Source organism: Streptomyces sp. KM273126 (genome assembly GCF_004337435.2).
Lineage (GTDB): Bacteria > Actinomycetota > Actinomycetes > Streptomycetales > Streptomycetaceae > Streptomyces > Streptomyces acidicola.
In genome coordinates this window covers 6,318,144-6,344,673 of the sequence record NZ_SJXB02000001.1, presented here as the reverse complement: position 1 = coordinate 6,344,673, position 26,530 = coordinate 6,318,144, and the positions used below count along the sequence as shown (strand labels likewise).

General features: G+C 70.0%; 21 protein-coding genes. 9 read left to right on the top strand and 12 right to left on the bottom strand.

What is annotated here, in order from left to right; translation table 11 throughout:
- Positions 1–87 precede the first annotated feature (87 nt).
- Complete coding sequence (locus E0500_RS27105; RefSeq protein ID WP_131557545.1) at positions 88–720, bottom strand: MBL fold metallo-hydrolase; 633 nt, start codon at positions 718–720, stop codon at positions 88–90.
- A complete protein-coding gene (locus E0500_RS27100) occupies positions 717–1,805 on the bottom strand; it encodes an S-(hydroxymethyl)mycothiol dehydrogenase (protein WP_131557547.1) in 1,089 nt (362 codons plus the stop codon). The genes E0500_RS27105 and E0500_RS27100 overlap by 4 nt, the downstream gene beginning before the upstream one ends.
- Before the next feature lie 200 nt (positions 1,806–2,005).
- On the opposite strand from E0500_RS27100, the gene E0500_RS27095 reads away from it, so the two are divergent.
- Both E0500_RS27095 and E0500_RS27090 read left to right on the top strand, forming a co-directional pair.
- On the top strand, positions 2,006–3,760 hold the full coding sequence (locus tag E0500_RS27095; RefSeq protein WP_131557549.1) for an ABC transporter ATP-binding protein: 1,755 nt from the start codon (positions 2,006–2,008) through the stop codon (positions 3,758–3,760).
- A gap of 150 nt (positions 3,761–3,910) precedes the next feature.
- Positions 3,911–5,146, top strand: coding sequence for a glycosyltransferase (locus E0500_RS27090; protein WP_131557797.1), 1,236 nt, complete (start codon positions 3,911–3,913; stop codon positions 5,144–5,146).
- A 30-nt stretch (positions 5,147–5,176) separates the two neighbouring features.
- On the opposite strand, the gene E0500_RS27085 is transcribed toward E0500_RS27090, so the two are convergent.
- Entirely contained in the window at positions 5,177–5,857 is a 681-nt protein-coding gene (locus E0500_RS27085) for a TetR/AcrR family transcriptional regulator (protein WP_131557551.1), read from the bottom strand.
- Positions 5,858–6,051: 194 nt separating this feature from the next.
- On the opposite strand from E0500_RS27085, the gene E0500_RS27080 reads away from it, so the two are divergent.
- A complete protein-coding gene (locus tag E0500_RS27080) occupies positions 6,052–7,317 on the top strand; it encodes a YncE family protein (RefSeq protein WP_131557553.1) in 1,266 nt (421 codons plus the stop codon).
- Positions 7,318–7,338: 21 nt separating this feature from the next.
- Here E0500_RS27080 and E0500_RS27075 read toward each other — a convergent pair whose 3' ends face one another.
- Positions 7,339–9,204, bottom strand: a complete 1,866-nt coding sequence (locus E0500_RS27075) for a cellulase family glycosylhydrolase (RefSeq protein ID WP_131557555.1) — start codon at positions 9,202–9,204, stop codon at positions 7,339–7,341.
- A 120-nt stretch (positions 9,205–9,324) separates the two neighbouring features.
- On the bottom strand, positions 9,325–11,310 hold the full coding sequence (locus E0500_RS27070) for a translation factor GTPase family protein (RefSeq protein ID WP_181587145.1): 1,986 nt from the start codon (positions 11,308–11,310) through the stop codon (positions 9,325–9,327).
- 353 nt (positions 11,311–11,663) lie between these two features.
- On the opposite strand from E0500_RS27070, the gene E0500_RS27065 reads away from it, so the two are divergent.
- From E0500_RS27065 to E0500_RS27050, 4 genes are all read left to right on the top strand, one after another.
- Entirely contained in the window at positions 11,664–13,088 is a 1,425-nt protein-coding gene (locus tag E0500_RS27065; protein ID WP_131557801.1) for a family 43 glycosylhydrolase, read from the top strand.
- A gap of 34 nt (positions 13,089–13,122) precedes the next feature.
- A complete protein-coding gene (locus tag E0500_RS27060; protein ID WP_131557557.1) occupies positions 13,123–14,529 on the top strand; it encodes an AbfB domain-containing protein in 1,407 nt (468 codons plus the stop codon).
- A gap of 54 nt (positions 14,530–14,583) precedes the next feature.
- Positions 14,584–14,886, top strand: coding sequence for a hypothetical protein (locus E0500_RS27055; protein ID WP_131557559.1), 303 nt, complete (start codon positions 14,584–14,586; stop codon positions 14,884–14,886).
- Positions 14,887–14,997: 111 nt separating this feature from the next.
- Positions 14,998–16,044, top strand: coding sequence for a PP2C family protein-serine/threonine phosphatase (locus E0500_RS27050; RefSeq protein WP_131557561.1), 1,047 nt, complete (start codon positions 14,998–15,000; stop codon positions 16,042–16,044).
- A gap of 236 nt (positions 16,045–16,280) precedes the next feature.
- Here the strand turns inward: E0500_RS27050 and E0500_RS27045 are convergent, their stop codons facing one another.
- The 6 genes from E0500_RS27045 to E0500_RS27020 form a co-directional block, all read right to left on the bottom strand.
- On the bottom strand, positions 16,281–17,561 hold the full coding sequence (locus E0500_RS27045) for an MFS transporter (RefSeq protein ID WP_131557563.1): 1,281 nt from the start codon (positions 17,559–17,561) through the stop codon (positions 16,281–16,283).
- Positions 17,562–17,785: 224 nt separating this feature from the next.
- A complete protein-coding gene (locus tag E0500_RS27040) occupies positions 17,786–18,619 on the bottom strand; it encodes a hypothetical protein (RefSeq protein WP_131557565.1) in 834 nt (277 codons plus the stop codon).
- A complete protein-coding gene (locus E0500_RS27035) occupies positions 18,616–19,662 on the bottom strand; it encodes a Gfo/Idh/MocA family protein (protein ID WP_220140612.1) in 1,047 nt (348 codons plus the stop codon). Before E0500_RS27035 ends, E0500_RS27040 begins: the two co-directional genes overlap by 4 nt.
- Positions 19,659–20,522 carry a sugar phosphate isomerase/epimerase gene (locus E0500_RS27030; RefSeq protein WP_131557567.1) on the bottom strand — a complete coding sequence of 288 codons (864 nt, stop codon included), beginning with the start codon at positions 20,520–20,522 and terminating at the stop codon, positions 19,659–19,661. Before E0500_RS27030 ends, E0500_RS27035 begins: the two co-directional genes overlap by 4 nt.
- Before the next feature lie 20 nt (positions 20,523–20,542).
- Positions 20,543–21,550: a sugar phosphate isomerase/epimerase gene (locus E0500_RS27025; RefSeq protein ID WP_131557569.1), complete on the bottom strand. Its 1,008-nt coding sequence runs from the start codon at positions 21,548–21,550 to the stop codon at positions 20,543–20,545.
- Positions 21,551–21,564: 14 nt separating this feature from the next.
- A complete protein-coding gene (locus tag E0500_RS27020; RefSeq protein WP_131557571.1) occupies positions 21,565–22,704 on the bottom strand; it encodes a Gfo/Idh/MocA family protein in 1,140 nt (379 codons plus the stop codon).
- A 183-nt stretch (positions 22,705–22,887) separates the two neighbouring features.
- Between E0500_RS27020 and E0500_RS27015 the strand changes: the two genes are divergently transcribed.
- Positions 22,888–23,511 carry a TetR/AcrR family transcriptional regulator gene (locus tag E0500_RS27015; RefSeq protein WP_131557573.1) on the top strand — a complete coding sequence of 208 codons (624 nt, stop codon included), beginning with the start codon at positions 22,888–22,890 and terminating at the stop codon, positions 23,509–23,511.
- A gap of 86 nt (positions 23,512–23,597) precedes the next feature.
- Here the strand turns inward: E0500_RS27015 and E0500_RS27010 are convergent, their stop codons facing one another.
- Positions 23,598–25,091: a GAF domain-containing sensor histidine kinase gene (locus E0500_RS27010; RefSeq protein ID WP_165934809.1), complete on the bottom strand. Its 1,494-nt coding sequence runs from the start codon at positions 25,089–25,091 to the stop codon at positions 23,598–23,600.
- 704 nt (positions 25,092–25,795) lie between these two features.
- On the opposite strand from E0500_RS27010, the gene E0500_RS27005 reads away from it, so the two are divergent.
- Positions 25,796–26,524, top strand: coding sequence for a PIG-L deacetylase family protein (locus E0500_RS27005; protein ID WP_131557577.1), 729 nt, complete (start codon positions 25,796–25,798; stop codon positions 26,522–26,524).
- Positions 26,525–26,530 lie beyond the last annotated feature (6 nt).

Genomic DNA, 26,530 nt, shown 5'->3' with positions numbered 1-26,530 from the left:
TCCTCCGGGCCGGGGCCGGGCCGCCATGCCTTCGCGGCGGACCGGCCCCTGCCCCGGGTCGTACGGCTCGGCTCGTACGCGGGTCGGTCAGTGCCCGCGGGCGATCCACTCCTCGAGGTGGGGTGCCTCGGCGCCGATCGTCGTGGACTCGCCGTGTCCGGTACGGACGACCGTGTCGGGCGGGAGCACGAGCAGCCGGTCACGGATCGAGTCGATGATCGTCGGGAAGTGGGAGTACGAGCGCCCGGTGGCGCCCGGACCGCCCTGGAAAAGGGTGTCACCGGTGAAGACGGTACCCAGGCCGGGGTCGTGGAGGCAGACCGCGCCCGGGGCGTGGCCCGGGGTGTGCAGGACGGTGAGCTCGGTGCCGGCCACCTCGATGACATGGCCGTCGGCCAGCCGGTTGTCGGGGAGGCGGTCGGGGTGGGTCTGCTTCCACAGCGGCAGGTCGTCGGGGTGGAGCCAGATCTTGGCGCCGGTGCGCTCGGCCAGGGCGGGCGCGGCGTCGATGTGGTCGTTGTGGGCGTGGGTGCACACGATGGCCAGCAGCCGCCGGTCCCCCAACGCCTCGGCGATGGCGTCCGCGTCGTGGGCGGCGTCGATGACGATCGCCTCGCGGTCGTCGCCGACGATCCACACGTTGTTGTCGACGTCCCACGTGCCGCCGTCGAGCGTGAACTGGCCGGACGTGACGAGGTGTTCGATGCGCGCGTCGGTCACAGCGTCACCACCGAGCGCAGGACGTCACCGGCGTGCATCCGCTCGAACGCCTTCTCCACCTCGTCGAGCTGGATGGTCTCGGTCACGAACGCCTCCAGGTCCAGTCGGCCCTGGAGGTACAGGTTGATCAGCATCGGGAAGTCGCGGTCCGGCAGGCAGTCGCCGTACCAGGACGACTTCAGGGCGCCACCGCGGCCGAAGACGTCCAGCAGCGGCAGCTCCAGCTTCATCTCCGGCGTCGGCACGCCGACCAGGACGACCGTGCCGGCCAGGTCGCGGGCGTAGAACGCCTGCTGGTACGTCTCCGGGCGGCCGACCGCCTCGATGACGACATCGGCGCCGAAGCCGCCGGTCAGCTCACGGATGGCCTCGACGGGGTCGGTCTCGCGGGAGTTGACGGTGTGCGTGGCGCCGATGCTCTTGGCGGTGGCCAGCTTCCGGTCGTCGATGTCGACGGCGATGATCTTCTCGGCGCCGGCCAGCCGGGACCCGGCGATGGCCGCGTCGCCGACACCGCCGCAGCCGATGACGGCGACACTGTCGCCCCGGCCCACGTTGCCGGTGTTGATGGCGGCGCCGATGCCGGCCATCACGCCGCAGCCGAGCAGTCCGGCCACGGCCGGGGAGGCGGCCGGGTCGACCTTGGTGCACTGTCCGGCCGCGACGAGCGTCTTCTCGGCGAAGGCGCCGATACCCAGGGCCGGGGAGAGTTCCTGGCCGGTCGAGGCGAGGGTCATCTTCTGCTCGGCGTTGTGCGTGGCGAAGCAGTACCAGGGCCTTCCGCGCCGGCACGCCCGGCAGTTGCCGCACACGGCACGCCAGTTGAGGATCACGAAGTCTCCGGGCGCGACATCGGTGACGCCCTCGCCGACCGACTCCACGACGCCGGCCGCCTCATGGCCGAGCAGGAAGGGGAAGTCGTCGTTGATGCCGCCCTGCTTGTAGTGCAGGTCGGTGTGACACACGCCGCACGCCTGCACCTTCACCACGGCCTCGCCGGGTCCGGGATCCGGTACGAGGATCGTCTCGATCCGCACCGGCTCGTTCTTGCCCGGTGCGATCACCCCGCGTACTTCCTGCGCCATGGTGGGCCCTTCCGTCGGTCGGTAGTTCGCTACCGACCCTACGTGTGACTGATCGGTAGGGGATGTGGATCACTGCGGAGGGCCGGGAACGGCGGCCCGAGAGGCCGCGAAGAGACGGTTCCGTTCACAAAACCACTTCGGCCGCGCCCCGTACCCCACGTAGCCTGAACGCTCCGCCCCACTCCCTCGCGAGGAGCGACGTGAGCGCACAGGAGACAGAGACCGAGCAGCAGCCCGCGTGGCGGCTGCTGCTCGGGTACATACGACCGCACCGGTGGACGCTGCTGCTGGGCGCGCTGCTGGCACTGGCCACCGGCGCCAGCGGACTCGCGCTGCCGCTGGTGGCGCGGGAGTTGATCGACGACCTGTCGCACGACCGGCCCATCACCGGGGCGCTGCTCCTCATGTCGGGACTGGTGATCGCCAACGCGGCCATCGGCGCGCTGGGGGCATACGTACTGCGGCGCACCGCCGAGTCCGTGGTGCTCGGGGCGCGGCGCACCCTGTCGTCGTATCTGCTGCGGCTGCGGATAGCCGCCGTGGACCGGAGCGAGCCGGGCGATCTCATGGCCCGCATCACCTCGGACACCACGCTGCTGCGCGAGGTCACGACGGACTCGTTGGTGGGCCTCGGCACCGGCGGGCTCACGCTCGTCGCGACCGTGGTGCTGATGGGCCTGGTCGATCCGGTGCTGCTGGCCGTCACCGTCGGTGTGATCCTGGTCGCGGGCACCGTGCTCGGTGTGATCGTGCCGCGCATCAACCGTGCCAGCCGTGAGGCGCAGAACGCGGTCGGCGCGATGGGCGCCTCTCTGGAGCGGATTCTCGGCTCGCTGCGCACCATCAAGGCGTCCGGTGCCGAGCACCGCGAGGAGGAGAGGATCCACGAGGCGGCCGAGGAGTCGTGGCGGCAGAGCGTGCGGGCCGCCAAGTGGTCGGCGGCGGCGGGCAACACGGCCGGGCTGTCGATGCAGATCGCCTTCATCACGGTGCTCGCGGTGGGCGGGGGCCGGGTCGCGACGGGCGCGATCGACGTGGGCACCCTGGTCGCGTTCCTGCTGTTCGTCTTCTATCTGATGTCGCCGATCCAGCAGGTCGTCGGCGCCCTCACCCAGTACCAGACCGGGGCGGCCGCGCTCGCCCGCATCCAGGAGGCGCAGCGGCTGCCCGCCGAACCGGTGTCCCGGCCCGCGCCGTTGCCCTCCCCCGGCGCCGAGCCCGCCGCGCTCGCCTTCGAGGACGTCCGCTTCCGGTACGCCGAGGACCTTCCGTACGTCCACCACGGTGTGACCTTCGCGGTGCCGGCGCAGGGCATGACCGCGTTCGTGGGTCCGTCCGGCGCGGGCAAGACGACGGTGTTCTCCCTCATCGAGCGGTTCTACGACCCCGAGGCGGGCGTCATCACGCTGGACGGCCGTGATGTCACCGACTGGGAGCTGTCCCGCCTGCGGTCCGCGATCGGTTATGTGGAGCAGGACGCGCCCGTGCTGTCGGGTTCGCTGCGGGACAACCTGCTGCTGGGCAACCCGGAGGCGGCCGAGGCCGAGCTCACCCGCGTACTGAAGACGACGCGCCTGGACGGACTGGTCGCGAAGCTGCCTCAGGGGCTGGAGACCCTCGTTGGGCATCGCGGCACCAAGCTCTCCGGCGGCGAGCGCCAGCGCGTCGCCATCGCCCGCGCCCTGCTGCGCCGCCCGCGTCTGCTGCTCCTCGACGAGGCGACCTCGCAGCTCGACGCGGTCAACGAGGCGGCACTGCGCGACACGGTCGCCGATGTCGCCCGGACGACCACGGTCCTCGTCGTCGCGCACCGGCTGTCCACGGTGACGATGGCCGACCGCATCGTCGTCATGGACGCGGGCCGGGTACGGGCGGTCGGCACCCACCGGGAACTCGTGACCGCCGACCCGCTGTACGCCGAACTGGCCGCCACCCAGTTCCTCGCCACCGCCTGAACCGACGGGGCGCGAGCTCTTCGCTCATGTCCCGAAGCTCATGTCCCGACCCGTTTCGGAAACCCGAAGCACTCTTTCGGACGTGCCGCCCGTCGAGCCGGACACGGTCGCACGTACGCCGCCATACTGACCGGTGTGCGGATAGCGATCATGACGGCCGGTTCACGGGGTGACGTGGCCCCGTACACCGGGCTGGGGCACGGGCTGGCGCGGGCCGGACACGACGTCACCCTGGTGACGCACGGGCGTTTCGAGCCGCTGGTGGAGGGGTCGGGGGTGCGGTTCCACGCGCTGCCCGTCGATCCGCGGGCCGAGTTGGAGTCGGAGCGCGGACGCGGGCTGCACCACAGCACCACGGGCGCCGGAAAACTGGTCCGCGTGGTGGAGATGGCCCGCAGGCTCGCCGGGCAGATGGCCGACGACGTCCTGGCCGCCGCCCGCGCCAGTGACGTGCTGCTGCTGTCCGGAGCCCTGGTGCCGCTCGGGCACACCGTCGCCGAGGGGCTGTCCCTGCCGAGCATGGGTGTGTACCTGCAACCACTGGCCCCGACCAGCGAGTTCGCCCCGCCGATGACCGGCACCCGCTCCTGGGGACCGGTGCTGAACCGGGCGGCCGGGCACGGCGTGACCCTGGCCGTGGAGCGGGTCTTCGCCGAGACGGTACGGGATCTGCGGGCTCGGCTCGCTCTGCCCCGGGCCGGTCTCGGGGCCGTCCGCAAGGCCCATGAACGGCGGGGCTGGCCCGTGCTCCACGGTTTCAGCCCCCTGGTGGTGTCCCGGCCCCGCGACTGGCGGGCCGGGCTGGACGTCGTCGGCTACTGGTGGCCGTACGACCGGGAAAGTCAACTGCCGCCGGAGCTGCGGGACTTCCTGGACGCCGGCCCTCCCCCGGTCTTCGTGGGCCTGGGCAGCGCCACCGTGCCCGACGCCGAGCGGCTGAGCGGTCAGGTCGTACGGGCGCTGCGGGCGGCCGGGCTGCGCGGGGTGATCCAGCGGGGCTGGGGCGAACTGCGCGGTGACGGTGACGACATGCTCACCATCGGTGAGGTGCCCCACTCGCTGCTGTTCCCGCACATGGCGGCGGTGGTCCATCACGGAGGCGCGGGCACGACCGCGGCGGGCCTGCGCGCGGGCGTGCCGGCGGTGCCCGTACCGATCCAGTTCGACGAGGGCTTCTGGGCCGCCCGGCTCGTGGCGCTCGGAGTGGCACCCCAGGCCCTGCCGCTGCGGGGCCTCACGGCCGGGGCGCTGACCGGGGCGTTGCGGGAGGCGACGGCCGACTCCTCGTACCGGCAGCGCGCACGGAGTCTCGCCGAGCGCGTCCGCGGCGAGGACGCGGTGGCGCCGGTTCTCGCAGCGGTGCAGCGCGTCGCCGCCTCCGCCTGACCGTCGCGCGCCGGTGAGTTCGTCCGTGTGTCAGGGACCGGAGTCCGCAGGCCCGTCGCACACCTTCCACCCCGGCGGCCGGAGTATCCCCAGGAGCAGCCGTACGAGTTCCTCGACCACCTCGTCGAGGCTCGCGTTCACCCAGCCCGCCTGCCAGTCGTGCAGCAGGCCGTTGACGCTGCCGATGAAGGCGGCGGCCGCGATGCGGTAGTCCCGCTGGGCCGCCTCGCCCCGTTCGGCCGCCGCGGCCGCCTCCCCGCAGATGAAGTCGACCCAGCGGGCACGGCGCTCCAGGCGCTGATGTTCCAGGCGCGGGCTGACGCCGTTGATCTCGATGAAGGTGATGCGCAGCCGGCGCGGGTCACCGGTGACGTTGGCGGCGTACGCGCGGAAGGCCGCCGTGGCACGCACGGTGATCGACTGCCCGTCCGCGGCGGCGAGCCCGGCCAGCGCGGCCTCCTCCGCCCAGTCGTTGACCTGGAGGTGGAGCGCGGCCAGGACGTCCTCCAGGGTGCGGAACTCCTCGTAGAACTGACGGGTCGACAGGCCCGCCGCCTCACTCAGCCCCGCCACGGTCGTGCCACGGAACCCCGGGCTGTCGCCGAAGAGCTGGAGAGCGGCGTCGAGGAAGCGGCGACGTCTCTCTGCCTGGCGCTCCTCGGCGGACCTGCCCCCGTAACGACCGGTCGGCTGTTTGAGCCTGCCCGCCACCCCGTTCCCCTCTCACGCACGACGGCCATCGGATCCGGTTCGGCCGTCGCTCAATTTTGTCGTGTCCGCGGTCTTGTGTTGACGGCCACCCCTTCCTTACTTTCCAGTAAGTTCATTCTGAACGGTGGCGTGTTCAGACTTCGCGCCACCAAGAGCCGCCTTGCCGTACCCCCACCGAGCAGGAGGAACGACCCATGCCCGCCTCCGGAACGCGTCGTATGAGAACCCGTCACCTGTGCGCGGTTGCCGCCGCCCTCGCCCTCACCGCGGGAGCCACGGCATCCGCGTCGGCCGCCCCGGCCGCCTCCGCCGATCTCCGGGAGGTGATGTTCGTGGGCAACAACTGGGACGGCACCGCCGACGTCATCAAGTCCTCGGGCGACTTCGCCAAGATCGGCCGGATCAACGTGATTCCGGACAAGGACGAGCGGATGGCGGAGATCAACGCCGATCCGATCAAGTGGATCGCCTTCATGACCATCCGCAACAGCGTGGGCGAGGGCCACGACCAGTTCGTCGACGACATGTACTCCACCCCCGACGGCACGTCGATGGTGGTCTCCCGCCCGAGCTTCGCCGATGTGGTCTCGATCGACGTGGCCTCGGGCGACATCAACTGGCGCTTCCCCGTGTCGGGTTTCCGCGCCGACCACATGGCGGTCTCCCCCGACGGAAAGCGGGTCGCCGTCTCGGCGTCCACCTCCAACACCGTGCACGTGCTGGACATCAACACGGGCAAGCAGGTGGGTTCGTTCGGCACGGGCGACAAGCCGCACGAGAACATCTTCACGAGCGACGGCAAGTACATCTGGAACATGGGGATCGGCGACGTGACCACCGCGCTCGACGAGCCCTGGCTGGACTGGACGAAGGGCGACCGCAAGATCACGGTCGTCGACGCGGCCACCTTCAAGCAGGTCAAGGTCATCGACATGCGGGAGCGGCTCGACGCGATCGGCCTCACCGACTACTCCGACGCGGTCCGCCCGGCCACGTTCAGCCCGGACGAGTCGAAGCTGTACTTCCAGGTGTCGTTCTTCAACGGCTTCTTCGAGTACGACATCGCCACGGACAAGATCACCCGTACCAAGGAGCTGCCGAAGAACCCGGCGACCAGCACGGACCGCACCACCTGGGTCAACGACTCACGCCACCACGGCATATCGATGAAGCCCGACGGCAAGAAGCTGTGCGTCGCGGGCACGATGGACGACTACGCGGTCGTCGTCGACCGCGCCACCCTCCAGGAGGGCCCGCTCGTCACCGCCTCCAAGCCGTACTGGGCGACCGTCAGCGGTGACGGCAAGTCCTGTGTGATCTCCGAGAGCGGTGCCGACCAGGTCACGGCGATCGACTTCGCCACCGGCAAGAAGACCGTGTCCGTGGCTGTCGGCGACCACCCCCAGCGTGTCCGTCTGGCACACGTGCCTGCCAACTGGACGGGGCCGGCCGCCGACTGATCCACCTTCACCTTCAGCGGCCTACTGGTTGAACTCCGAGGCCGTCCACGACGACAGCTCCGTCCGCGCCGCGCTCAGCAGCGACGCGGACGGGGCTGTCGCGCCGTTGGTGACCAGGGCGTAGTGCAGCGTGCCCGAGTCGGCGGCGGTGAGCAGCAGCCGGCGGCTGCCGGTGCCGCCGGGCTCGGCCGCGGTGGCGATCGGAGTGGTGCGGGTGTACGCGGGCGGGCTCGCCGTCGTGCCGAGGTCGGAGACCACGGTGGTCGACGCGTTCGGGAAGGACGCCGGGAGGTGCAGTTCCGTCGGCTCGGAGCTGCCGTCGGAGCGCCACACCAGCAGGGCGTACTGGCCCGAGCCCACGAGCTGCCTGACGTTCGGCAGAGAGCTCGGCACCGGGTTCCAGGTCAGTGTCGTGGAGCCGTCCCGTGACCGGTCCTCGTAGGTGAAAGCGACCGAGCGGCCCGCGGTGGCGCTCGGGTAGACGCGGTCCAGCAGCCGCGCGTCCTGGCGCAGCACGGCCTTGCCCGAGTCGTCGAGGCGTACCGCGGACAGGTCCTCGCCGTTCCAGGCGTCGCCCTCGGTCTGCGCCTTGTCCGGGTTGTCGTTCATCAGCTCGCGGTGGCGGCCGTTGTAGATGTCCCACTGCCACTGGGAACCGGACAGGACGGGGCCGGAGCCCGCCGGGTCCGACCACCAGTTCGCTCCCTTCACCCGGGAGTCGAGGGCTTGGTACATCGCCTTGTAGACGGTCGGCGCCTTGTCGGAGACGGATCCGGTGAGCGGGTGCCCGAACTCGCTGATGATCCCGGTCGTCCCGGCGGCGGAGGCCCGGTCGCGCACCGTACCGAAGTCGCCGGCGTACTGGCCGTCCTCCGCCTTGCCCCACATGAAGACGCCGGAGATGGCCTTCTGGTCGTAGAAGTGGGTGTTGAAGACGAAGCGCGGGCCCATCGTGCCCGCGTCGAGCAGTCCGCCCTCCTGCTTCTGGAAGTCGAGGTTGGCGTTCCAGAAGAGGTTCGGCTCGACGAAGGCCGGCTTGGTCTGCCAGCCCGCCGCGTCCATACGGGCGCGGAACTTGACGTAGAACGGCCACAGGACGTCCTTCTCCCACGCCCGGCTGGTCTGGCCCGTGTCGTAGGTGCCCGCGTGCGGCTCGTTCCACGGGTCGAAGCCGACGACGCCCGCGAACTGGGTCGCCGTGAGGTTCTGCTTCACGTACGCCATGGTCTTCTGGGCGGTGTCGAGGAAGGCGTCCTGGAGGCCGTACTCGTTGTGCCAGAAGTCGTACGTCGCCTGCTTCACGGCCTCGTTCGAGGTGATGTTCTGACCCCAGAACGGGCAGATGCCGCAGTATTCGTCGGGGTAGTCGCCGAGGTCGACCGCCCACTTGGGGGCGCCGTCGCCGGTGTACCAGCTGTCCGGGTCGAACAGCCAGCGGGAGTAGAGGTCCTGGTGGAAGTCGGGGTACACACGGATGCCCGCGTCCAGGAACGCGCGCATCTGGTCGGTCGCGGCGGCCAGATAGGCCGTGTCCACCTGGCCGCGCACGGGCTCCGCGTACGCCCAGGAGAGCAGGAAGCGGACCGAGTTGCCGCCGCCGAGCGCCCTCAGCGCGGTCGCGGACTTCCTGGCGTCCGCGACCGAGGCGAAGGGCAGGCCGTTGTTCTCCTTCAGTTTCGTCTCGCCGGAGACGTTGTAGCCGCGCAGGACGACCTCGCGGCCGAGACCGTCGGTGAAACGGCCGTTCTCGACGGTGAGGGTGGCCGCGGCCGGGGCGTCGAACCAGAGTTCGTCGGGGAGAGCGGTGGCGGGCTGGGAGCCCGCCGTGGTCAGGAAGCCGGTGACGAGGACGAGGACACCGAGCCAACGCGTTCGCAGTCTTGACATGGCCACCACATTCGACATGTTCACTACCGTCGCAACGACCACGCGAAGCGTCAATAGTACCTGACTCTTGAGTAAGTTTCTTATTACTCAAGAGAGTTACTCGCCTTCCGCCCCACCCGGTCAGGTAACCACCCGCCTGCTCAAGTTCAGCAGGTACTCCCTCCGGTCGAGCGGGTTGTGGTCGGTACGAGCCCGCTCCGGTACGGCACCGGGAGCGACGGGGGCGTAGTGGTCGAAGACGGACTCCAGCTCGCCCTCACCGCGAGTGAGCCCCGGCAGCCGCTGCTCCAGCCGGTGCACCTGTGCCGCCGGCACCCATCCCTCCAGCACGGTCACCGGGCCACGCGTGTTGGTGGACCGCGGTACGGCGCGCAGCTTCGCCAGCACGGGCAGGATCGCGCCGAGCGTGTCCGCCGGGACGTCCAGCCGGAAGCGGTGCAGCGGCTCGTGCACACGGGTGCCGGCCCGCAGCAGCGCGGCCGTCAGCACCAGCGGCGTCACCCCGCGGAAGTCCGCGCCCGTGCTCGACATGCTCTTGTCGAACCTCTGGTGGGCGTGGCTCTGCCGGGGCGAGTACCCGGAGTGCGTCATGGTGACCGTGCAGTCGGGGATCTGCCAGCCATGGATGCCCTGGGTCAGCACCTCCCGCACGGTGTCCTCCACGGCCTTGAAGAACGCGTACGGCATCGAGCCGAGTTCGACCTCCAGCCGGAATTCCACGCCGGAACCGACGGGCGCCGGATCGACGCGCAGTCCGACCGTCGCGAGAAAGGGATTCCCGTCCTTCTTGTTGAACTCGACGGCCGCACCGGTGCCGGTCAGCCGCTCGACGCAGAGGGGTGTGGTCTCACGGAAGGTGACGTCGAGGCCGAACGCGTCGGCCAGGGTGGCCTGGATGACCTCCTTCTGCACTTCGCCGTAGAGCGACACGGAGATCTCCTGGCGGATTCCGTCGTGCCGCAGATTGATCAGCGGGTCCTGTTCGGCGAGTTGGGTGAGCGCGGTGTGCAGGGCGCCCTTGTCGCGGGATCGCACGGGCACGACGACCGTTTCGAGGGTCGGTGGCGCGAAATGGTGCTCGTCGGCTCCCTTCCGGGGTACGCCGACGGCGTCCCCGATCCGGACGTCGGCAAGCCCCCGCAGTCGCGCGATCCGCCCCGCCGCCACGGCCGCCGCCCGGACGGCCGAGCCGCGCTCGAAGACGTCGATCGCGGTGACCTTGCTCTCCGGCTCGCCGTCCCGGAAGGTGAGGCGGTCCCGCGTCCGCAGGATGCCGGAGAACATCCGTACGTACGCGATCTTCTCCCCCGCCACCCCGCGCTCGACCTTGAAGACGGTGCCGGAGAGCGGTCCGTCCGCGTCGCCCTCGGCGCACGGCAGCAACTGGCGGACGCCCGCGATGAGTTCGCCGATACCCGCGCCTGTGACGGCCGAGCCGAAGAACACCGGGTGGACCAGGGCCCGCCCGGTCTGCGCGGCCAGCTCGGTGCGCAGGCGGTCGTGCGGGACGGCCGCCTCGTCGTCGACGTACGCGGCGAGCAGTCCGTCGTCGTGCTCGGCGAGCAGTTCAAGGAGCCGGGGCGGGTGGCCGTCGTACGGCGTGAAGCGGGCGACTCGGGACCCCGCCTCGTCCACCTCACCCATGGGGACGATCGCCCGGGTCAGCCGCGCGGAGATGTTCTGAAGGACTTCCTCGGGCCGCGCTCCACGGCGGTCGATCTTGTTGACGAAGATCAGCGTGGGGATGCGCAGCCGCTGCAACGTCCGCATCAGGACGCGGGTCTGCGCCTGGACGCCCTCAACGGCCGAGACGACGAGTACGGCGCCGTCGAGCACGCCGAGCACCCGCTCCACCTCGGCGATGAAATCCGGATGGCCGGGCGTGTCGATCAGATTGACCGTCACATCGTCGATCTCGAAGGAGACGACGGCGGACTTGATCGTGATACCGCGCTGCTGTTCCAGCGCGAGGGAATCTGTCTGGGTGCTCCCGTCATCGACGCTGCCGATCTCGTCGATGACTCCGACGGCGTGCAGCAGCCGTTCGGTGAGGCTGGTCTTACCTGCGTCGATGTGCGCGAGAATTCCCAGGTTGAGCATCTGCACCGAGCGTCATGTCCTTTGAAGTGAGTGTGGTTTCTTCCCGGGTGGACATGAACGCAGGACGCATAGCGGCTCCTCACTCTCTGGGATCGCCAGGATCTCTGGGATCTCCGCGACCTCTGGGGTCTCGTCCCGTGCAGTGGATCAGAGCGCTTCGCGTGGCCGCAACGGAATAACACTCAACGTTGTTACGTGAAACCCCGGTGACGGAAGCGTTGACGTGGTCATGCACAGGTCCTATCTTCTGGCCGAGCTTACGAACCACGTTCGAAATACCGGCAGCTGTCGGTGAACTCTGCACCCTCCACAGGGAGAAGCCCGTGAGACCTGCGCTCACCCGTCGAACGGTCCTCGGCATGATCGCCGGCTCGGCCGCCGCCACCGCCGTCACCGGTGTCTCGGCCGGTACGGCCCGCGCCGCCGTCCCCGCCTCACCCGGAGTGACGTACACGAACTCGATCGCCGAGCAGCGGGCCGATCCGCACATCTGGAAGCACACCGACGGCTACTACTACTTCACGGCCACGGTGCCCGCGTACGACCGGATCGTGCTGCGCCGCGCCACCACGATCCAGGGCCTCTCCTCTGCCACCGAGACCACCATCTGGACCAAGCACGCGACCGGTGAGATGGGCGCCCACATCTGGGCCCCGGAGATCCACTTCATCGACGGCAAGTGGTACGTCTACTTCGCCGCGGGCGCCGCGAACGACGTCTGGAAGATCCGGCCGTACGTGCTGGAGTGCACCGCCGCCAACCCGCTCACCGGTGCCTGGACCGAGAAGGGCCGTATCGCGCTGCCGCTCGACACCTTCTCCCTGGACGCGACGACGTTCGTCGTGAGCGGGTCGCGCTACCTGTGCTGGGCGCAGAACGACCCGGCCGTCGGCAGCGGTACCAACCTCTACCTGGCGAAGCTGTCGAACCCCTGGACCATCACGGGCACTCCGGTCAGGATCAGCACGCCGACCGCCTCGTGGGAGACCATCGGCCACCGGGTCAACGAGGGCCCGGCCGTGATCCAGCGGAACGGCAAGGTCTTCATGACCTTCTCGGCGAGCGCCACCGACGCCAACTACTGCATGGGCCTGCTGACGGCGTCCGCCTCCACGGACCTGCTGAACGCCTCGTCGTGGACCAAGACCGCGGGCCCGGTCTTCGCGAGCAACGCCGCCACCAGCCAGTACGGTCCCGGGCACAACTCGTTCACGGTGTCCGAGGACGGCGAGTCGGACGTCCTCGTGTATCACGACCGCAGTTACAAGGACATCAGCGGCGACCCGCTCAACGACCCCAACCGCCGTACCCGCGTCCAGAAGCTGTACTGGAAGGCCGACGGCACGCCCGACTTCGGCATCCCGGTCGCCGACGGTCTCACGCCGGTCCGGCTGTCGTCGTACAACTTCCCCGACCGGTTCATCCGGCACTGGGAGTACCGCGCCAGGGTCGAGGCGAGCGTCTCCCCGCTGGCCGACTCGCAGTTCCGTGTGGTCACCGGTCTCGCCGGCAGCGGCACCGTCTCGCTGGAGTCGGCGAACTTCCCCGGCTACTACCTGCGGCACAAGAACTTCGAGGTGTGGGTGGAGAAGGACGACGGGACGACGCAGTTCCGCGGCGACGCCTCGTTCACCGCGCGGGCCGGCCTCGCGGACTCCGCCGGCGTCTCGTACGAGTCGTCCAACTACCCGGGCCGCTACATCCGCCACTACGACTACCTGCTGGGCGTCCAGGCCCTGAGCACGGCCACCGACCGGGCCGACGCCACCTTCTACACACAGTGAGCCGGGCCCCAGCCGCACCGAGGAGAGCCGCGACATGACCACCGCCGACCGCGACAGACCCGACCGTCCCTTCACGCCGTCCCGCCGCACCCTGCTGCGCGCCATGGCCGCGCTGCCCGCCTCGGCGCTCGTCCTGGGTGAACTGCCGGGCATGCACGGCACCGCCCTGGCCGCCGCGCCACCGAACGGGTCCGCCACCCGCTACACGATCGTGCCGTTCCTCAACAGCAACGACGGCACCGTGAACGTCTACCAGTCCGACGACGCGACCGATTTCAGGCTCGTCCAGTCCTCCGCGTACACGCCGCCCAGCAACCGCATCCGCGACGCCAGCGTCCTCAAGCACACGGACGGCTACTACTACATCACCTACACCACGCACACCTGGCAGGACCCCAGCACGACGATCGGCTTCGCGCGCAGCTCCAACCGGGTCAACTGGACGTTCCTGTACGACTACACGGTCCCGATCGCGAACCTCTCGCGGGCGTGGGCGCCCGAATGGTTCGTCGACAGCGACGGCAGTGTGAACGTCATCGTGTCGTGCTCGACCACGAACGACGAGTGGATCTTCACCCCGTACCGCCTGCGCGCCACCAACTCCGCACTCACCGCGTGGAGTTCACCGGTCGCCCTGTCCGGGATCGGGGCCAACCACATCGACACGTTCATCGTGCGGATCGGCTCGACGTACCACGCGTTCCCGAAGAACGAGACGACGAAGTACATCGAGTACGCCACCGCCTCCAGCCTGAACGGCCCGTACACGATCCACAGGACGGGCAACTGGGCGGGCTGGGGCGGCACCCGTGAGGGGCCGGCGCTGATCCAACTCGACAACGGCGGCTGGCGGATCTTCTTCGACGGCTACGGCGACAGCAGTTACTACTACAGCGACAGCTACGACACGTTCGCCACCTGGACGGCGCCGAAGAAACTGCCGGGGATCTCGGGCACGGCCCGGCACTTCACAGTGATCAGGGAAACGGTGTCGGGCGGCCCGAGCCTGCCCACCGGGGTCACCCGCTCCTTCCGTTCCGCCAACTTCTCCACCCGCCACTGGCAGGAGCAGTCATCCCTGCTCAACCTGGCCGTGGTGAGCTCCTCCAGTTCCGCGGCGGAGAGGCAGGCGTCGACGTTCACGGTGGTTCCGGGTCTCGCCGACTCGAACGGCTTCTCGTTCCGGAACGCGGCCGGAAACTATCTGCGGCACTGGGACTTCCGGGCCCGCTTCGACCCGAACGACGGCTCGTCGGTGTTCGCCGAGGACGCCACGTACATCGCCCGGACGGGCACGGCCTCCGGCTCCGTCCGCTTCGAGTCGTACAACTACCCGGGCCACTACTTGCGGCACTACGACTACGAGCTGCGGGTGGACCCGTCGGACGGCACGGACATCTTCCGCCAGGACAGTTCGTTCGTGCCTGTGACGGCGCTCTGACCTGCGCCACCTGCGGGCGAGTTACCGCTGCCCCCATCAGAGATACTTTTCCTCATGCTGATCGCAATCGCTGCCGTGGGCATCACGGTCTTCTGCCTCACGCTCTGGTGCTCGCTCACGGTTGCCCGGATGCGGGACCTTCCCCCTTGGCGTAGATACCTCCCGCTGTCCCTCTTCCTGATCGCGCTCGCCGCCAGTCTCCTGCGCGCCTTCGACATCCCTCAGTTGGCCAACGCCATCGCCTTCCCTCTCAACCTCGCGGCCGTCGTCATGTCTCTGCGTGAGATCCGCACTCGACAGCGCGGAAACCGAGACACGGGACAGGAACACTCACGAGGTGTCCCTCTCGTGCGGTAAGGGGAGAAATGCGTCTATGACGATGGAGCCGACTCCGTGGTAGGTCTGAAGGGCTCCGCCGTCCGACGTCGTGGGGCCGCGGCCAGTGCGTTGACGCGAGGGGAGTCCGATATGCCGGTGAAGAATGGTCGTCTGACAGTGCTGTCGGTGCTGCCCTTCGCCATGATGGCCTTAGTCACCGCTGTCGACATCGGCACCGGCCCTGGGGTGGGCTTTCTGCCGCTGGTGTCGCTGGGGCCCGCTTTCGCCCCGCTCGTGGGCGGCTGGCGGCGCACCGCCTGCATCGGCGTCATCGCCCTGCTGCTGTGCGCCGGACTCGGGTGGTACAACGACCTGCTCGACGCACGGCGCGGCTACATGACCTTCGCTTCCGTCGTAGGCGTCACCGCGGCCGGACTTGTCGCCGTGTCCATGCGCCAGAAACGGGAGGTCGAACTCGCCAACGTCCGCTCGATCGCCGAAGCAGCCCAGCGGGTCCTGCTCAAACCGGTTCCGCTGCTGGCCGGGCAGATCCGAGCGGCCGTCTCCTACATGTCCGCCGTCGCCGAGGCACGCATCGGCGGCGACCTGTACGAGGTCGTCGCCTCACCCCACGGCGTACGGGTCATGGTGGGCGACGTACAGGGCAAGGGGCTGGAGGCGGTGGAGACCGCTGCCGTGGTGCTGGGAGCCTTCCGCGAAGCCGCCCCGGAGGAAGCCGACTTGGCCGCTGTGGGGCGCAGGCTGGAGCGGTCCATAGAGCGGCAGATCGAAGGGGAGAAATTCGTCACCGCCGTCCTCGCCGAGGTGAGGGCCGAGGAGGTCACCTTCCTCAACTTCGGCCATCCAGCACCCCTGTTGGTCCGCGCCGACGGTTCGGTCACCTGGCCCGAACCGACCGTCTACGCACTGCCGCTCGGCCTGCACGCGCACGGTACGGCGCCGCCGGAGGCGTACCGCACCGACTTCCGTCCCGGCGACCAGCTCCTCCTCTACACCGACGGAGTCACCGAGGCACGCGACGCCGACGGCCGCTTCTATCCCTTGGCCGAGCGCGCCCACCTCCTGAAGGAACACGACGCCGAGGCCGCGCTGGAAGCCGTGCGCCAGGACCTTCTGCTGCACGTGAACGGCCCCCTGCACGACGATGCCGCCATGCTGCTCCTGCGCTACCGGTGAAGCCCCGGCACCGGGTAGACAGCCAGCCCCGCCTGCTCAGGCCCGGGAGCGGCCCGGAACCTGGTCACCCGGGCGTCGGCCTCACCGCTGCCCGCGGCCTGGACCAGTGCGAGGTGCGCGAGGGGTAGCCCCTCGGCCTGATCGGCGACTCCGGCACCGCCGTGGCGCGAGTTCCTCGTCTCCGGCCGGTGCGGTCCTTGGGGGCCGCACCGGCTCGGTTCATCGCGTCCGGCTACTTACCGCACACCACGGATCGGAGCCGTGGCCAGTGCGCCGAGCAGGGCGAAAACGGTTCCCGCCACGAACGCGGCCGGGTAGTTCTGGTCTCCGCCGCCGATGGAGAGGAACAGTGGGGCGATCAGCGGGGCGAGCGACTGCGGCAGGGAGTTGGCGATCTGGAACACGCCGAGGTCCTTCGCCGCGTTGTCGGGGTTGGGCAGGACTCGGGCGACCAGTGCCATGTCCACGGCCAGATAGGTGCCCATGCCGAGGCCGACGACGGTGCCTCCCACGAGGAAGTGGGCGTACGACGCGGACAGGCCGATGATCAGCAGGCCCACTCCCATGACCGCGGCCGAGACGCCGACGAAGATCTTGCGGCGCTGGAGGTGGTCCGACAGGCGTCCACCGAGAATCGCGGTGAACAGGCCTCCGGCGGTCGCGGCGAGAGTGCCGTAGAAGATGAGGTCGGGGGCCTCGCTGTCGCTGTAGCCGAGGTGGTCGGTGATCACATAGGCCTGGAAGGTGAGGAAGAACGCGTAGCCGACGTAGAGCAGGAAGCGCCCGGCCCAGGCCCAGCCGAAGTCCCGATGAGCGAAGGGGTTGACCCAAAGGCTGCGTGCGATGTCAGTGAGACGGAAGGGGGCGAGGCGGCCCGGGTCGGCGGGGCGGTCGGGCATGACGGCCACCAGGATGCCGATCATGATGATGCCGAAGAGGGCCGGCAGCAGGAGCATCGGCGCGACTCCGGAGCCGGCGAGAGCGACCAGGCCGGTGCCGATGAGGGTGCCGACCTTCGAGGTGAAGCCGACCATGCCGGAGACTCGGCCGCGTTGTTCCTCGGGCACGTTGTCGGGCAGCAGTGCGTTGAGCGCGGCCTGGGAGGCGTTGAATCCCATCTGGGCGATGCCCCATCCGACGGCGACGAGCGTCACGTTGCCTGCCAGCGCGATAACGGCCAGGCCTGCTGTGCCGGCGAGTACGCCGCCTGCGAGCCAGGGCCTGCGGCGCCCGAATCGGCTGGTGGTGCGGTCGGAGAGGTTGCCCCAGATCGGAGTGGTGATCATCGACAGCAGTGCGCCGATGCTGAGGACGGCGCTCAGGCTGCCGGCCTTGGTGTCCGGGGCGATCTGGCTGATCTTCAGGGAGATCGACACCGTGACGGGCGTCAGGAGCGCGGCCCACAGGCCGAGCTGGCCCAGCATGTAGGCGGCGATGAATCGTCGGCTGACCGGTGCCGATGGCGAGCCGGCGGGGGCGCTGGTCGCCTCCGTGGGGGAAGACAGGGGTGTGGTCACGAGGACCTCCAGGGTAGCTACGCATCAGCGTCGGTGATGATGGCGTCACACCTGTGGGGCTGCGGGGACGTCCGCAGAGGCGTGGGCGCTCACCCGGCGGGTGAGCGGGTCCGGGGGCACGTCCGGTTCGCGGAGTGCGTCCGGTTCGCGCAGTGCGTCAATACGGGGGGGCGGCGCCGACGGGCGGTGTTAAGGGCACCGGGAGGGCGTCGCCCCCCTTGGCGTCAGGCGGAGAGCGCCTCGACGGGGAAGAGGGCCAGGTCGGCCGCGAGGTGGTGCAAGGTGCTGGGGGCGGCGGTGCCCGAGGTCGCGGCGGCGTGGGTGTGCCGCCACGCCGCCCGGTGTGCGGTCTCGTACCGTGTGGGGAGCAGGTGCTCGCCATCCGCGTCGATGCGTACGATGGTGGCCGGGCGGGCACTGGAGGGGGCGGCGAAGTCCAGCCGCCACTGTTCGCCGGCCCCGCGCAGCACGAGGCGGGTGTCGTTGGTGCCGATGCCGGAGCGGCAGCCGCTGAAGCTCACCGGAACGCTCCCGCACTGGGCCGAGCCGCCGTGGCCCCGCGCGTCCAGGCGGGTGACCCGCAGCGAGTCGAGTGCGCCCGCCGTGGCGCGCACCAGCGCCAGCTGATCGAGAAAGGCGTGCGCGGGGGAAACGTCCGCTGCGGTGAACACCTCGATCAGCGCCGCCTGCGCCGCGGCCGCTCGGAGGGCCGGGACGACATCCGTGGTCGCGGGATGCAGGGCCCAGGGGGTGTCGACGACGACCGGTACCTGCGCGGCGTCGGCCAGTGCGGCGAGTTCCTTCACCGTCTCGGGGGGCGCCGGCGTCGGCCGGCTCAGCAGGACGGCGCGTGGTCGCAGAGCCAGGGCCCTGTGCAGCCGGCCGGTCCACGCGGGTCCGCCGATGGCCCGGATGTCCGCGGCGCCGGTGTCGTCGGCGCGCAGCCACTCGGGCAGCGACGCGAGCGTGCCGTGGGTGAACGGGGTGTCCAGTGCCTTGTCGAGCGCCACGGTGAGCGGCCGGGAAGCGGGCGTCGTGCGGGTCGTGCCGGGGGTCATGCCGCCACTCCTTGCTGTTGCAGTACTGCGCCCGCGAGAGCGGCCAGGTCGGTGGCGTATCGGAGGTCGGCGACCAGTTCGTCGGGGGTGTGGCGAGGGGGCGCCGTGCCGTCGGCGAGGTCGGCCAGGTGGAGCCACTCGGCGTCGTAGCCGTTGTGCCGGTAGGGGCCGAAACGCAGGGTGCGGTCCGGGGTGCGCACGGTCGCCTCGGCGGATCCGGCGCGCACGTAGGACGGAGTGAAGTCCAGGCGCAGTTCGCTGTGGGCGCCCCAGACCTCGAAGGTCCACTCCGGGCGCCAGGCGGTGCCGATGTGGCCGATGAGTTCCACGGTGCGTCCGTCGGGGCCGTGCAGGGTGACGCGGTAGCCGAAGGGGCGCAGCAGCAGCGCGGTGTCGACGGCCTCGACGTGCGGGAGGAAGCGGCGGACGAGGGGGAGGTTGTGGATGGCGAGGCCGAGCAGCGAGCCGCTGATCGCCGCGGCACGGGCCGCGGGATCACCGAGGTCGCGCTGTGGCGGCGGCTGCGGCAGGGAGTGCAGTTGCGTGGCGAGAGCCTCGTAGCGGGCGTTCGGGGGCAGTTGGATGACCGAGCGGATGTGGCGCGCGGTGTCCGGGAGGTCGCCCCAGTGTTCCTCGGCGGCCAGGTAGGCGGGGTCGTACGTGTGCATCGCGCCGACGATCACCGGGACCCCGGTTTCCACTGACGCTTCGGCAATCCGTTCGGCGTCCGCGGCGGACGTCGCGAATGGCTTCTCCACGAGGACGGCCTTCTTCCCCGCGCGGGCGCACGCCACGGCCTGCTCGGCGTGGAAGGCGTGGGGGCTGCAGATGGCGACCACATCGACACCGTCATCGGCGAGCAGATCCTCCACCGACGACGAGTGCCGGGCGCCGCAGCGGGCCGCGACCGCTGCGGCGGTGCCCGGGTCGACGTCCATGACATGGGCGATGTGCAGGCGGTCGGACAGGCCCGCCAGGTGAGGCAGGTGGATGGCCTGGGTGACGGGGCCGGCTCCGATGAAGCCCACTCCGAGGGTGCTCATCGGGCAGCCTCCGCGACCGCGAGGTGGTCGGTGACCCAGCGCCGCGACAGCAGCGCACTGCCCTTGGCGTCGCCGCCCTGGTCGGGGACGTCGACCTCGACGACGAGCCAGCCCTCGTAGCCGGACGGCAGGCAGTCGAGAACTCCCATGAGGTCGACGTCGCCCTGGCCGGGCTCCGTCCACACGTGCCGGTCGTAGGTCGCCTCCGCGTAGTCGCCTTCGGTGACCCGGGCGGCGGCGGTGTGCACGTCCTTGAGGTGGACGGCACCGACCCGGTCGGCGTACGCCGCGACGAGCTCGACAGGGTCGGCGCCCGCCCAGTGCAGGTGACCGGTGTCGGGGCCGAAGGCGAGCAGGGCGGGGTCGATCGCGTCGAGGACCGTTCGGATCTCCTGCTCGGTCTCGATCCAGGTGCCGACATGGGGGTGCAGACAGGGGCGCAGCCCCTCCGCGGTGATCGCCTCACAGGCCCGGCCGAGGTGCTCGATGACGGTGGCGAGCCGGCCGGCGTCGAAGGCGTGGCCGACTGCGGGGTGTGCCCGTCGCTCCGGGGCGAAGAAGGGGGCGATGAAGACTTCGGTGAGGCCGAGTTGTGCCTGCTGTGCGGCGTGAACGCGGGCCTGTTCCACGGCCGGCTCCTCGAAGCCGGCGCTGAAGTAACCGGGCGCGGCACGCAGTCCGTGGTCGTCGAGAAGGGCGCGGAACTCGTTGACCGTGGTTCCGGCCGGGATGTCGGCCTGCACGGCGTCGAAGCCCGCTTCCCGGACTTCCCGGTAGACGGTGGGCAGGATGTCCCGGCTGAGCCGGATGCCGTCCGGCGTGAGGTACCACGGCAGCGGGTTGATACCAATGGGGGGCATGATGCTGAACTCCCTTGGATTCAGGGGCGGGTGCTGAAGGCCGCGTCGAAGGCCGCGTCGGGCGGCTCGATCGCGGTGAGGGCGCGGACCCGGGCAAGCGCGTCCGGGGCTCCGACGAACCGGTCCATCCCGGCGTCCTCCCACTCCACGGAGAGCGGGCCTTCGTAGCCGATCGCGTTGAGGACGCGGACGCAGCCCTCGAAGTCGATGTCGCCGTGGCCCACCGAGACGAAGTCCCAGCCGCGTCGCGGATCGGCCCAGGGCAGGTGGGAACCGAGCCGGCCGTTGCGTCCGTTGAGGTTCTTCTTGGCGTCCTTGAAGTCGACGTGGTAGATCCGGTCGGCGAAGTCGGCCGCGAAGCCCAGGTAGTCGAGGTCCTGCCAGACGAAATGGGAGGGGTCGAAGTTCAGGCCGAAGGCCGGGCGGTGCTCGATCGCGCCGAGGGTGCGCTGCGTCGTCCAGTAGTCGTAGGCGATCTCGCTGGGATGCACCTCGTGGGCGAAGCGCACGCCCTCGGCGTCGAAGACGTCGAGGATGGGATGGAAGCGCTCGGCGAAGTCCCGGTAACCGCGCTCGATCACCTCGGCGGGTACCGGGGGGAACATGGCAACGGTGTGCCAGATCGACGAGCCGGTGAAGCCGGTCACCACCCCGGCGCCGAGTGCGGCCGCCACGCGGGCAGTGTCCTTGAGTTCGGCAGCCGCCCGCTGCCGCACACCCTCGGCGGCTCCGTCGCCCCAGATCCGCTCGGGCAGGATCGCACGGTGCCGTTCGTCGATGGGGTGGTCGCACACGGCCTGCCCGACGAGGTGCTGGGAGATCGCGTGGACAGCGAGGCCGTGCTTCTGCAGGAGCTTTCGCTTGGCCGGCAGATAGTCGGGCTCTGCAAGGGCCCGCGCGACGTCCAGGTGGTCGCCGGAGCAGGCGATCTCCAGACCGTCGTAGCCCCACTGGGAGGCATGGCGGCATACCTCCTCGAAGGGGAGGTCGGCCCACTGGCCGGTGAACAGGGTGACGGGGCGAGGCATCTCCGGCTCGTTTCTCAGCTGGTCGCGATGGGGGTGTAGACGCCGGCGTTCGCGGCGCTGGCCTCGACGGCCTCGATGACCTGCTGCACGTACAGGCCCTGTTCGAAGCCGGGCGCGGGGTCAGTACCGTCGCGGATGGCGGTCAGCAGGTCGTGGGCCTGGTGGGTGAACGCGTGCTCGTAGCCCAGGCCATGGCCCGCGGGCCACCAGGCCCGCAGGTAGGGATGGTCGGGCTCGGTGACGAGGATGCGGCGGAAGCCGGCGGTGCCGGACGGCTCGGTGGCGTCGTAGAACGACAGCTCGTTCATCGACTCGAAGTCGAAGGACAGTGCGCCCTTGGTGCCGCTGATCTCGAGCTGGATGGCGTTCTTGCGGCCGGCCGCGAAGCGGGAGGCCTCGAACGTGGCCAGCGTCCCGCCACCGAAGCGGGCGATGAAGACAGCGGCGGCGTCGACGGTGACCTGGGCCGGGGTGCCGTCCGGCGCGTGGCGGCGGTCGACAAAGGTGGCCAGTTGGGCGGAGACGCCGTCGAGCGTGTCACCGAGGAGGTACTGCCCGAGGTCGATGAGGTGTGAGCCGGTGTCGCCGAGTGCGCCGGCGCCCGCCCGGGCCCGGTCCAGCCGCCAGGAGAAGGGAGCGTCGGGGTCGTGCAGCCAGTCCTGCAGATAGCGGGCCCGGAACTGCAGGACGCGTCCGAGACGGTCCTCCTGGATCAGCTGACGGGCCAGGGTGAGAGCCGGGACCCGTCGGTAGGTGAAGCCGGCCATGGACCGTACCCCGCGCTCGCGGGCTCGCCTCGCGGCCACCGCCATCGCCCCGGCCTCCGCGACGGTGGTCGCCAGGGGCTTCTCGCACAGCACGTGCTTGCCCGCCTCCAGGGCGGCGATCGCGATGTCGGCATGGCTGTCGCCGGGCGTGCAGATGTCGACGATGTGCACGTCGTCGCGAAGGACGGCCTCCTTCCAGTTGTCGGTGGCATCGCGCCAGCCGAGCTCGTCCGCGGCTCGGCGTGCCCGGGCCGCGTCGACACCCGCGAGGACGGTCCGTTCCACGGGCCGCTCCTGCGGGAAGACCCGGCCGACCGTGCGCCAGGCCTGGGAGTGCACGCGCCCCATGAAGGCGTGTCCGACGAGTGCGACACCGAGAGGTTGCATGTGAGGAGTCCGTCCTGAAGCAGGAACGCGGGTGCGGGGGCCGGGCATACGTGTGCCGGGGCGCCGCGTCATCGACCCGAAATGAAAAGTGATCAGGTGTTAACGTTTGGCCAAACGTAAGCGGCTGATAGCTTTTGACGCAAGAGGTCAACTCGAACTTTCTTTCCACCGGGAGGCTGATCGGTGACGGGCACGACAAGCGGTCCCCGCGGGCCGTACCGCAGCGGAATCAAACGGCGGGAGCAGATCGTCACCGCAGCCGCCAAGGCCTTCACCGAACACGGCTACAACGGAGCGTCGATGCGGCAGATCGCCGCGGATGTCGGGGTCTCCCCCGCCGCCCTGCTCCGGCACTTCGCGAACAAGGAGGACCTGCTCTCGGCCGTCCTGCAGTGGTGGGCGGGCGAGACCGCCAGCCTCACTCGCACGGCGAACACCGGCCTGGCCTCCTTCGACCAGCTACGAGCGGTGATGCGCTACCACACCGAACACCGCGGCCTGCTGGAACTGTTCATCCGGCTCACCGGCGAGTCCTCCGACGAGAAGCACCCCGCACGGCCGTTCATCCAGCAGCGCTACGCCGAACTGCTGAAGACCCTCATCCAGCGCCTTCTCGACGCCGCCGCCGACGGGGAAATCCCGCCGACGACCGCCGAGCAGGCCGAACGGGAGATCCGCACACTCTTCGCCACGATGGACGGCCTGGAGATCCAGTGGCTGCTGGATCCGGCGGTGGATCTCGCCGGCCTCTTCGACTGCCATCTGGACCAGACACTGCGACGGTGGCGGAGCGGCGACTTCCTGTAGGCGGCTGCCCGCTTCACCTCCCTCGCCAGGCCTTGTCCGGCCCGCTGGTCCCTGGTGAGCTGCAGGCCACCCGGGGGCCGCAACTTTCACCCGCGTGGAAGGGGCACCGTCAGGTGCACGCTCCAGCCGTCGCCCGGCCGCGGGCCGGCGGTGATCCGTCCACCCCATCGCTCGGTCCGCTCGCGCATCGACTCCAGGCCCAGACGGTTCCGGTCCACGGAGTCGGATGACGGTGCCGCGTCGGATGACGGTGCCGCGCCCAGGCCGTCGTCGGATACGTCCACGATCAGATCGTCGCCGTCGACCACGATCCCGATCTCGGCCACCGCCGCCTCGGCATGCTTCACCACGTTGTGCACCGCCTCCGAGATGATCCGGTACACGTCCTCCTGCAGCTCAAGGGGGGCCTCGATCCGATCACGGTCGGCCCGCACCTCGACCACGAGGCCGGTCCGGGCCTGGACGCCGACCGCCTGGCGACGGACAGCCTCGACGAGCCCCTGCTCAGCCAGTTCGAGGGGACGCAGCTCGAAGACGAGTTGCCGCAGGTCCGCGAGCGCGGTGGAGGACAGCGAGGCGAGCTCCTCGGCCGAGAGACGGAGCCGATCGGGGTCGACGCGGCGGTCCAGCTGGCTGCGCAGCACCATCGCCTGCATCCGCATGGAGAACAGCTGCTGGACGACCGAGTCGTGCAGGTCCCGCGCCAGCCGCCGACGCTCGTCATGGCGGGTCTGCGACCTCGTCTGAGCCAGCAGGGCCGCGGTGTCGATCGCGATCGCGGCGTGATCCGCCATGGCCTCGAGGAACGCGATCGGGCCGGGCTCCTCCCCGGAAACGTAGTACGCGTTCACCACACCGAGCGTCCGGCCCCTGACGACCATCGGCATCGATACGAAGCCGTCCCAGTCCGGCCGGCCCATGATCTCGTGGAGCGGCGCCCAGAGGGGGTCGGCCAGGATCGAGGCTTTCCGGTGCGGCACCACCACGTGGCGGCTGCGCACGAACGCGTCGAGGAAACGGATGTCCGCCCCGAGGCGGCGGCACGCGCCGAGCCGCTCGACGAACTCAGGCGCCTCCCCGAACCCGGCCATGCCAAGGATGCGCAGTTCGGCGTCCGGATCGTCGATCGCGAGGATCTGCACCGCCGCGATGTTCGACGTCATGACGATCTCGGCCGCGACCGCTTGCAGGATCGTCTCCAGCGACGCGGACTCGGTCACGCTCGACGCGACCCGGGCGATCGCGGTGAGGCGCTCCTGCTGCCGTCTGACGTCGGTGACGTCCCGGAACCAGACGACATGGCTGTCGTCGGCGCCAGCGGCGATTCGGTATTCCAGCTCGCGGGGGCGCCCACCCACCGGGGCCCAGCGCACTGTCAGTGCCCCGACGGTCGATTCGCTGTCGGGGCTCGCGAAGGGGCTGGAACAGCCGAGGAGTTCAGCGGTCGGGACGCCGAGCAGGTGGCCGGCCGCGGGGTTGAGGAAGGAGAATCGCCCCGTTCCGTCGATGACGGCCAGCCCGTCCGCGGACACGTCAACGAGGGCGCGGGCGACATCGCCCACCGGTGCCTGCTCGGTCACAGGTCGCATGCTCCTTCGAACGCGTGGATCCGGCCCCTGGGACGCACCGGAGCCAGCACATCCGTCTGCCTGATTGAAGCAGCTCGGTGCGATGAGTGCACGGCCGCACCGACCCGGCCCTCCTACGTCAATTGTCGCGGATCTCCGGTCCTTCGCGAACGAGGGATGCGCCGGGGGAAGGGCACCCGATTCGACCGCTTTCCCCTGCTCTCCACTGCTCTCCCTACGGGTTCGCGACGAATGACGTAGTCGCGGTGTGACAAGCCTCCGCGCCAGCCCGGTCATTAGCGCGTTACCTGCGTTCCCGCGGCTCTTTAGCGTCGGTCCCATCGCCATCGCGGTGGACGCGTGATGGCCATGAGCGACGCTGCGAGGAGATGATCGACGTGGCAGGACCGTCCACGGGGGTGCGGCCGGGGCGCCGCCGAGTTCGGGGGCGAGGCCGTCGTCCGGTCCCGGCGGACCGTGTCCGAGGCCGTGATCTCGTGATCTCACTCAAGCTCTTCGGGAGCCGGAGAGCCGTGGTGGCTGCCGGCGGATCCACGACCATGCCCGCGTGTGTGGGCGGATCCGCGTCCCAGGCTCCCGTAACCACTTCCCCGTGCTGAACTCCTCGCCTCGTGTCCGGCCGGTCCTGAACCTCTGAGTCCCGCCTCACCTCCCCACCGGCGGCAGGGTCGCCGAGAAAGGTCACGACAGCTGCAATGACTGACGACAAGCGTTCCTCGGTGCTGGTGATCAGCGCCCACTCCGGGGACTTCGTGTGGCGCGCCGGCGGCGCGCTGGCCCTCTACGCCGAACGCGGCCACGACGTGCGGATCGTGTGCCTGAGCTACGGCGAGCGCGGCGAGTCCCAAGGCCTCTGGAAGCAGGAGGGCATGACCCTGGAGAAGGCCAAGGAGGCCCGGCGCGCGGAGGCCGAGGCAGCCGCCGAGGCACTCGGGGCGTCGATCACCTTCCTCGACCTGGGCGACTACCCGCTGCGGATCGACGACGCCGGACTGGACCGGATCGTCGCCGAGATGCGCGCGGCGCAGCCGGAGGCGCTGCTCACGCACGTCGCCTCCGACCCCTACAACCGCGACCACAACGCCGCGCACGAGGCCACGCTTCTCGCCCGGCAGGTCGCGCAGGCCGCAGGGCACGACCGCACCACCACCCCGATCGGCGCGCCACAGGTGCTGCAGTTCGAGCCGCACCAGCCCGAACAGTGCCGCTTCGCACCGAACCTGCTGCTGGACATCACCTCGGTCTTCGACCGCAAGCGCAAGGCCATGGAGTGTATGGGCGCCCAGTCGCACCTCGTGCAGTACTACACCGACCTCTCCCTGCGCCGGGGTGTGCAGGCGGTCCGTAACGGCGGCGCGAAGTCGATCGTGCAGGCCGAGGCCTACCAGCGCCTTTTCCCCATTGTCGGAGATGAGCTCCGGTGAGCCGGG

Bases quoted from the DNA above. Each gene is read 5' to 3' on its own strand.
- E0500_RS27065 (WP_131557801.1), top strand. From the start codon at position 11,664: ATGATCGCCGGCTCGGCCGCCGCCACCGCCGTCACCGGTGTCTCGGCC.
- E0500_RS27090 (WP_131557797.1), top strand. From the start codon at position 3,911: ATGACGGCCGGTTCACGGGGTGACGTGGCCCCGTACACCGGGCTGGGG.
- E0500_RS27055 (WP_131557559.1), top strand. From the start codon at position 14,584: ATGCTGATCGCAATCGCTGCCGTGGGCATCACGGTCTTCTGCCTCACG.
- E0500_RS27040 (WP_131557565.1), bottom strand. From the start codon at position 18,619: ATGACCCCCGGCACGACCCGCACGACGCCCGCTTCCCGGCCGCTCACC.
- E0500_RS27100 (WP_131557547.1), bottom strand. From the start codon at position 1,805: ATGGCGCAGGAAGTACGCGGGGTGATCGCACCGGGCAAGAACGAGCCG.
- E0500_RS27080 (WP_131557553.1), top strand. From the start codon at position 6,052: ATGCCCGCCTCCGGAACGCGTCGTATGAGAACCCGTCACCTGTGCGCG.
- E0500_RS27075 (WP_131557555.1), bottom strand. From the start codon at position 9,204: ATGTCAAGACTGCGAACGCGTTGGCTCGGTGTCCTCGTCCTCGTCACC.
- E0500_RS27005 (WP_131557577.1), top strand. From the start codon at position 25,796: ATGACTGACGACAAGCGTTCCTCGGTGCTGGTGATCAGCGCCCACTCC.
- E0500_RS27025 (WP_131557569.1), bottom strand. From the start codon at position 21,550: ATGCCTCGCCCCGTCACCCTGTTCACCGGCCAGTGGGCCGACCTCCCC.
- E0500_RS27030 (WP_131557567.1), bottom strand. From the start codon at position 20,522: ATGCCCCCCATTGGTATCAACCCGCTGCCGTGGTACCTCACGCCGGAC.
- E0500_RS27050 (WP_131557561.1), top strand. From the start codon at position 14,998: ATGCCGGTGAAGAATGGTCGTCTGACAGTGCTGTCGGTGCTGCCCTTC.
- E0500_RS27035 (WP_220140612.1), bottom strand. From the start codon at position 19,662: ATGAGCACCCTCGGAGTGGGCTTCATCGGAGCCGGCCCCGTCACCCAG.
- E0500_RS27060 (WP_131557557.1), top strand. From the start codon at position 13,123: ATGACCACCGCCGACCGCGACAGACCCGACCGTCCCTTCACGCCGTCC.
- E0500_RS27020 (WP_131557571.1), bottom strand. From the start codon at position 22,704: ATGCAACCTCTCGGTGTCGCACTCGTCGGACACGCCTTCATGGGGCGC.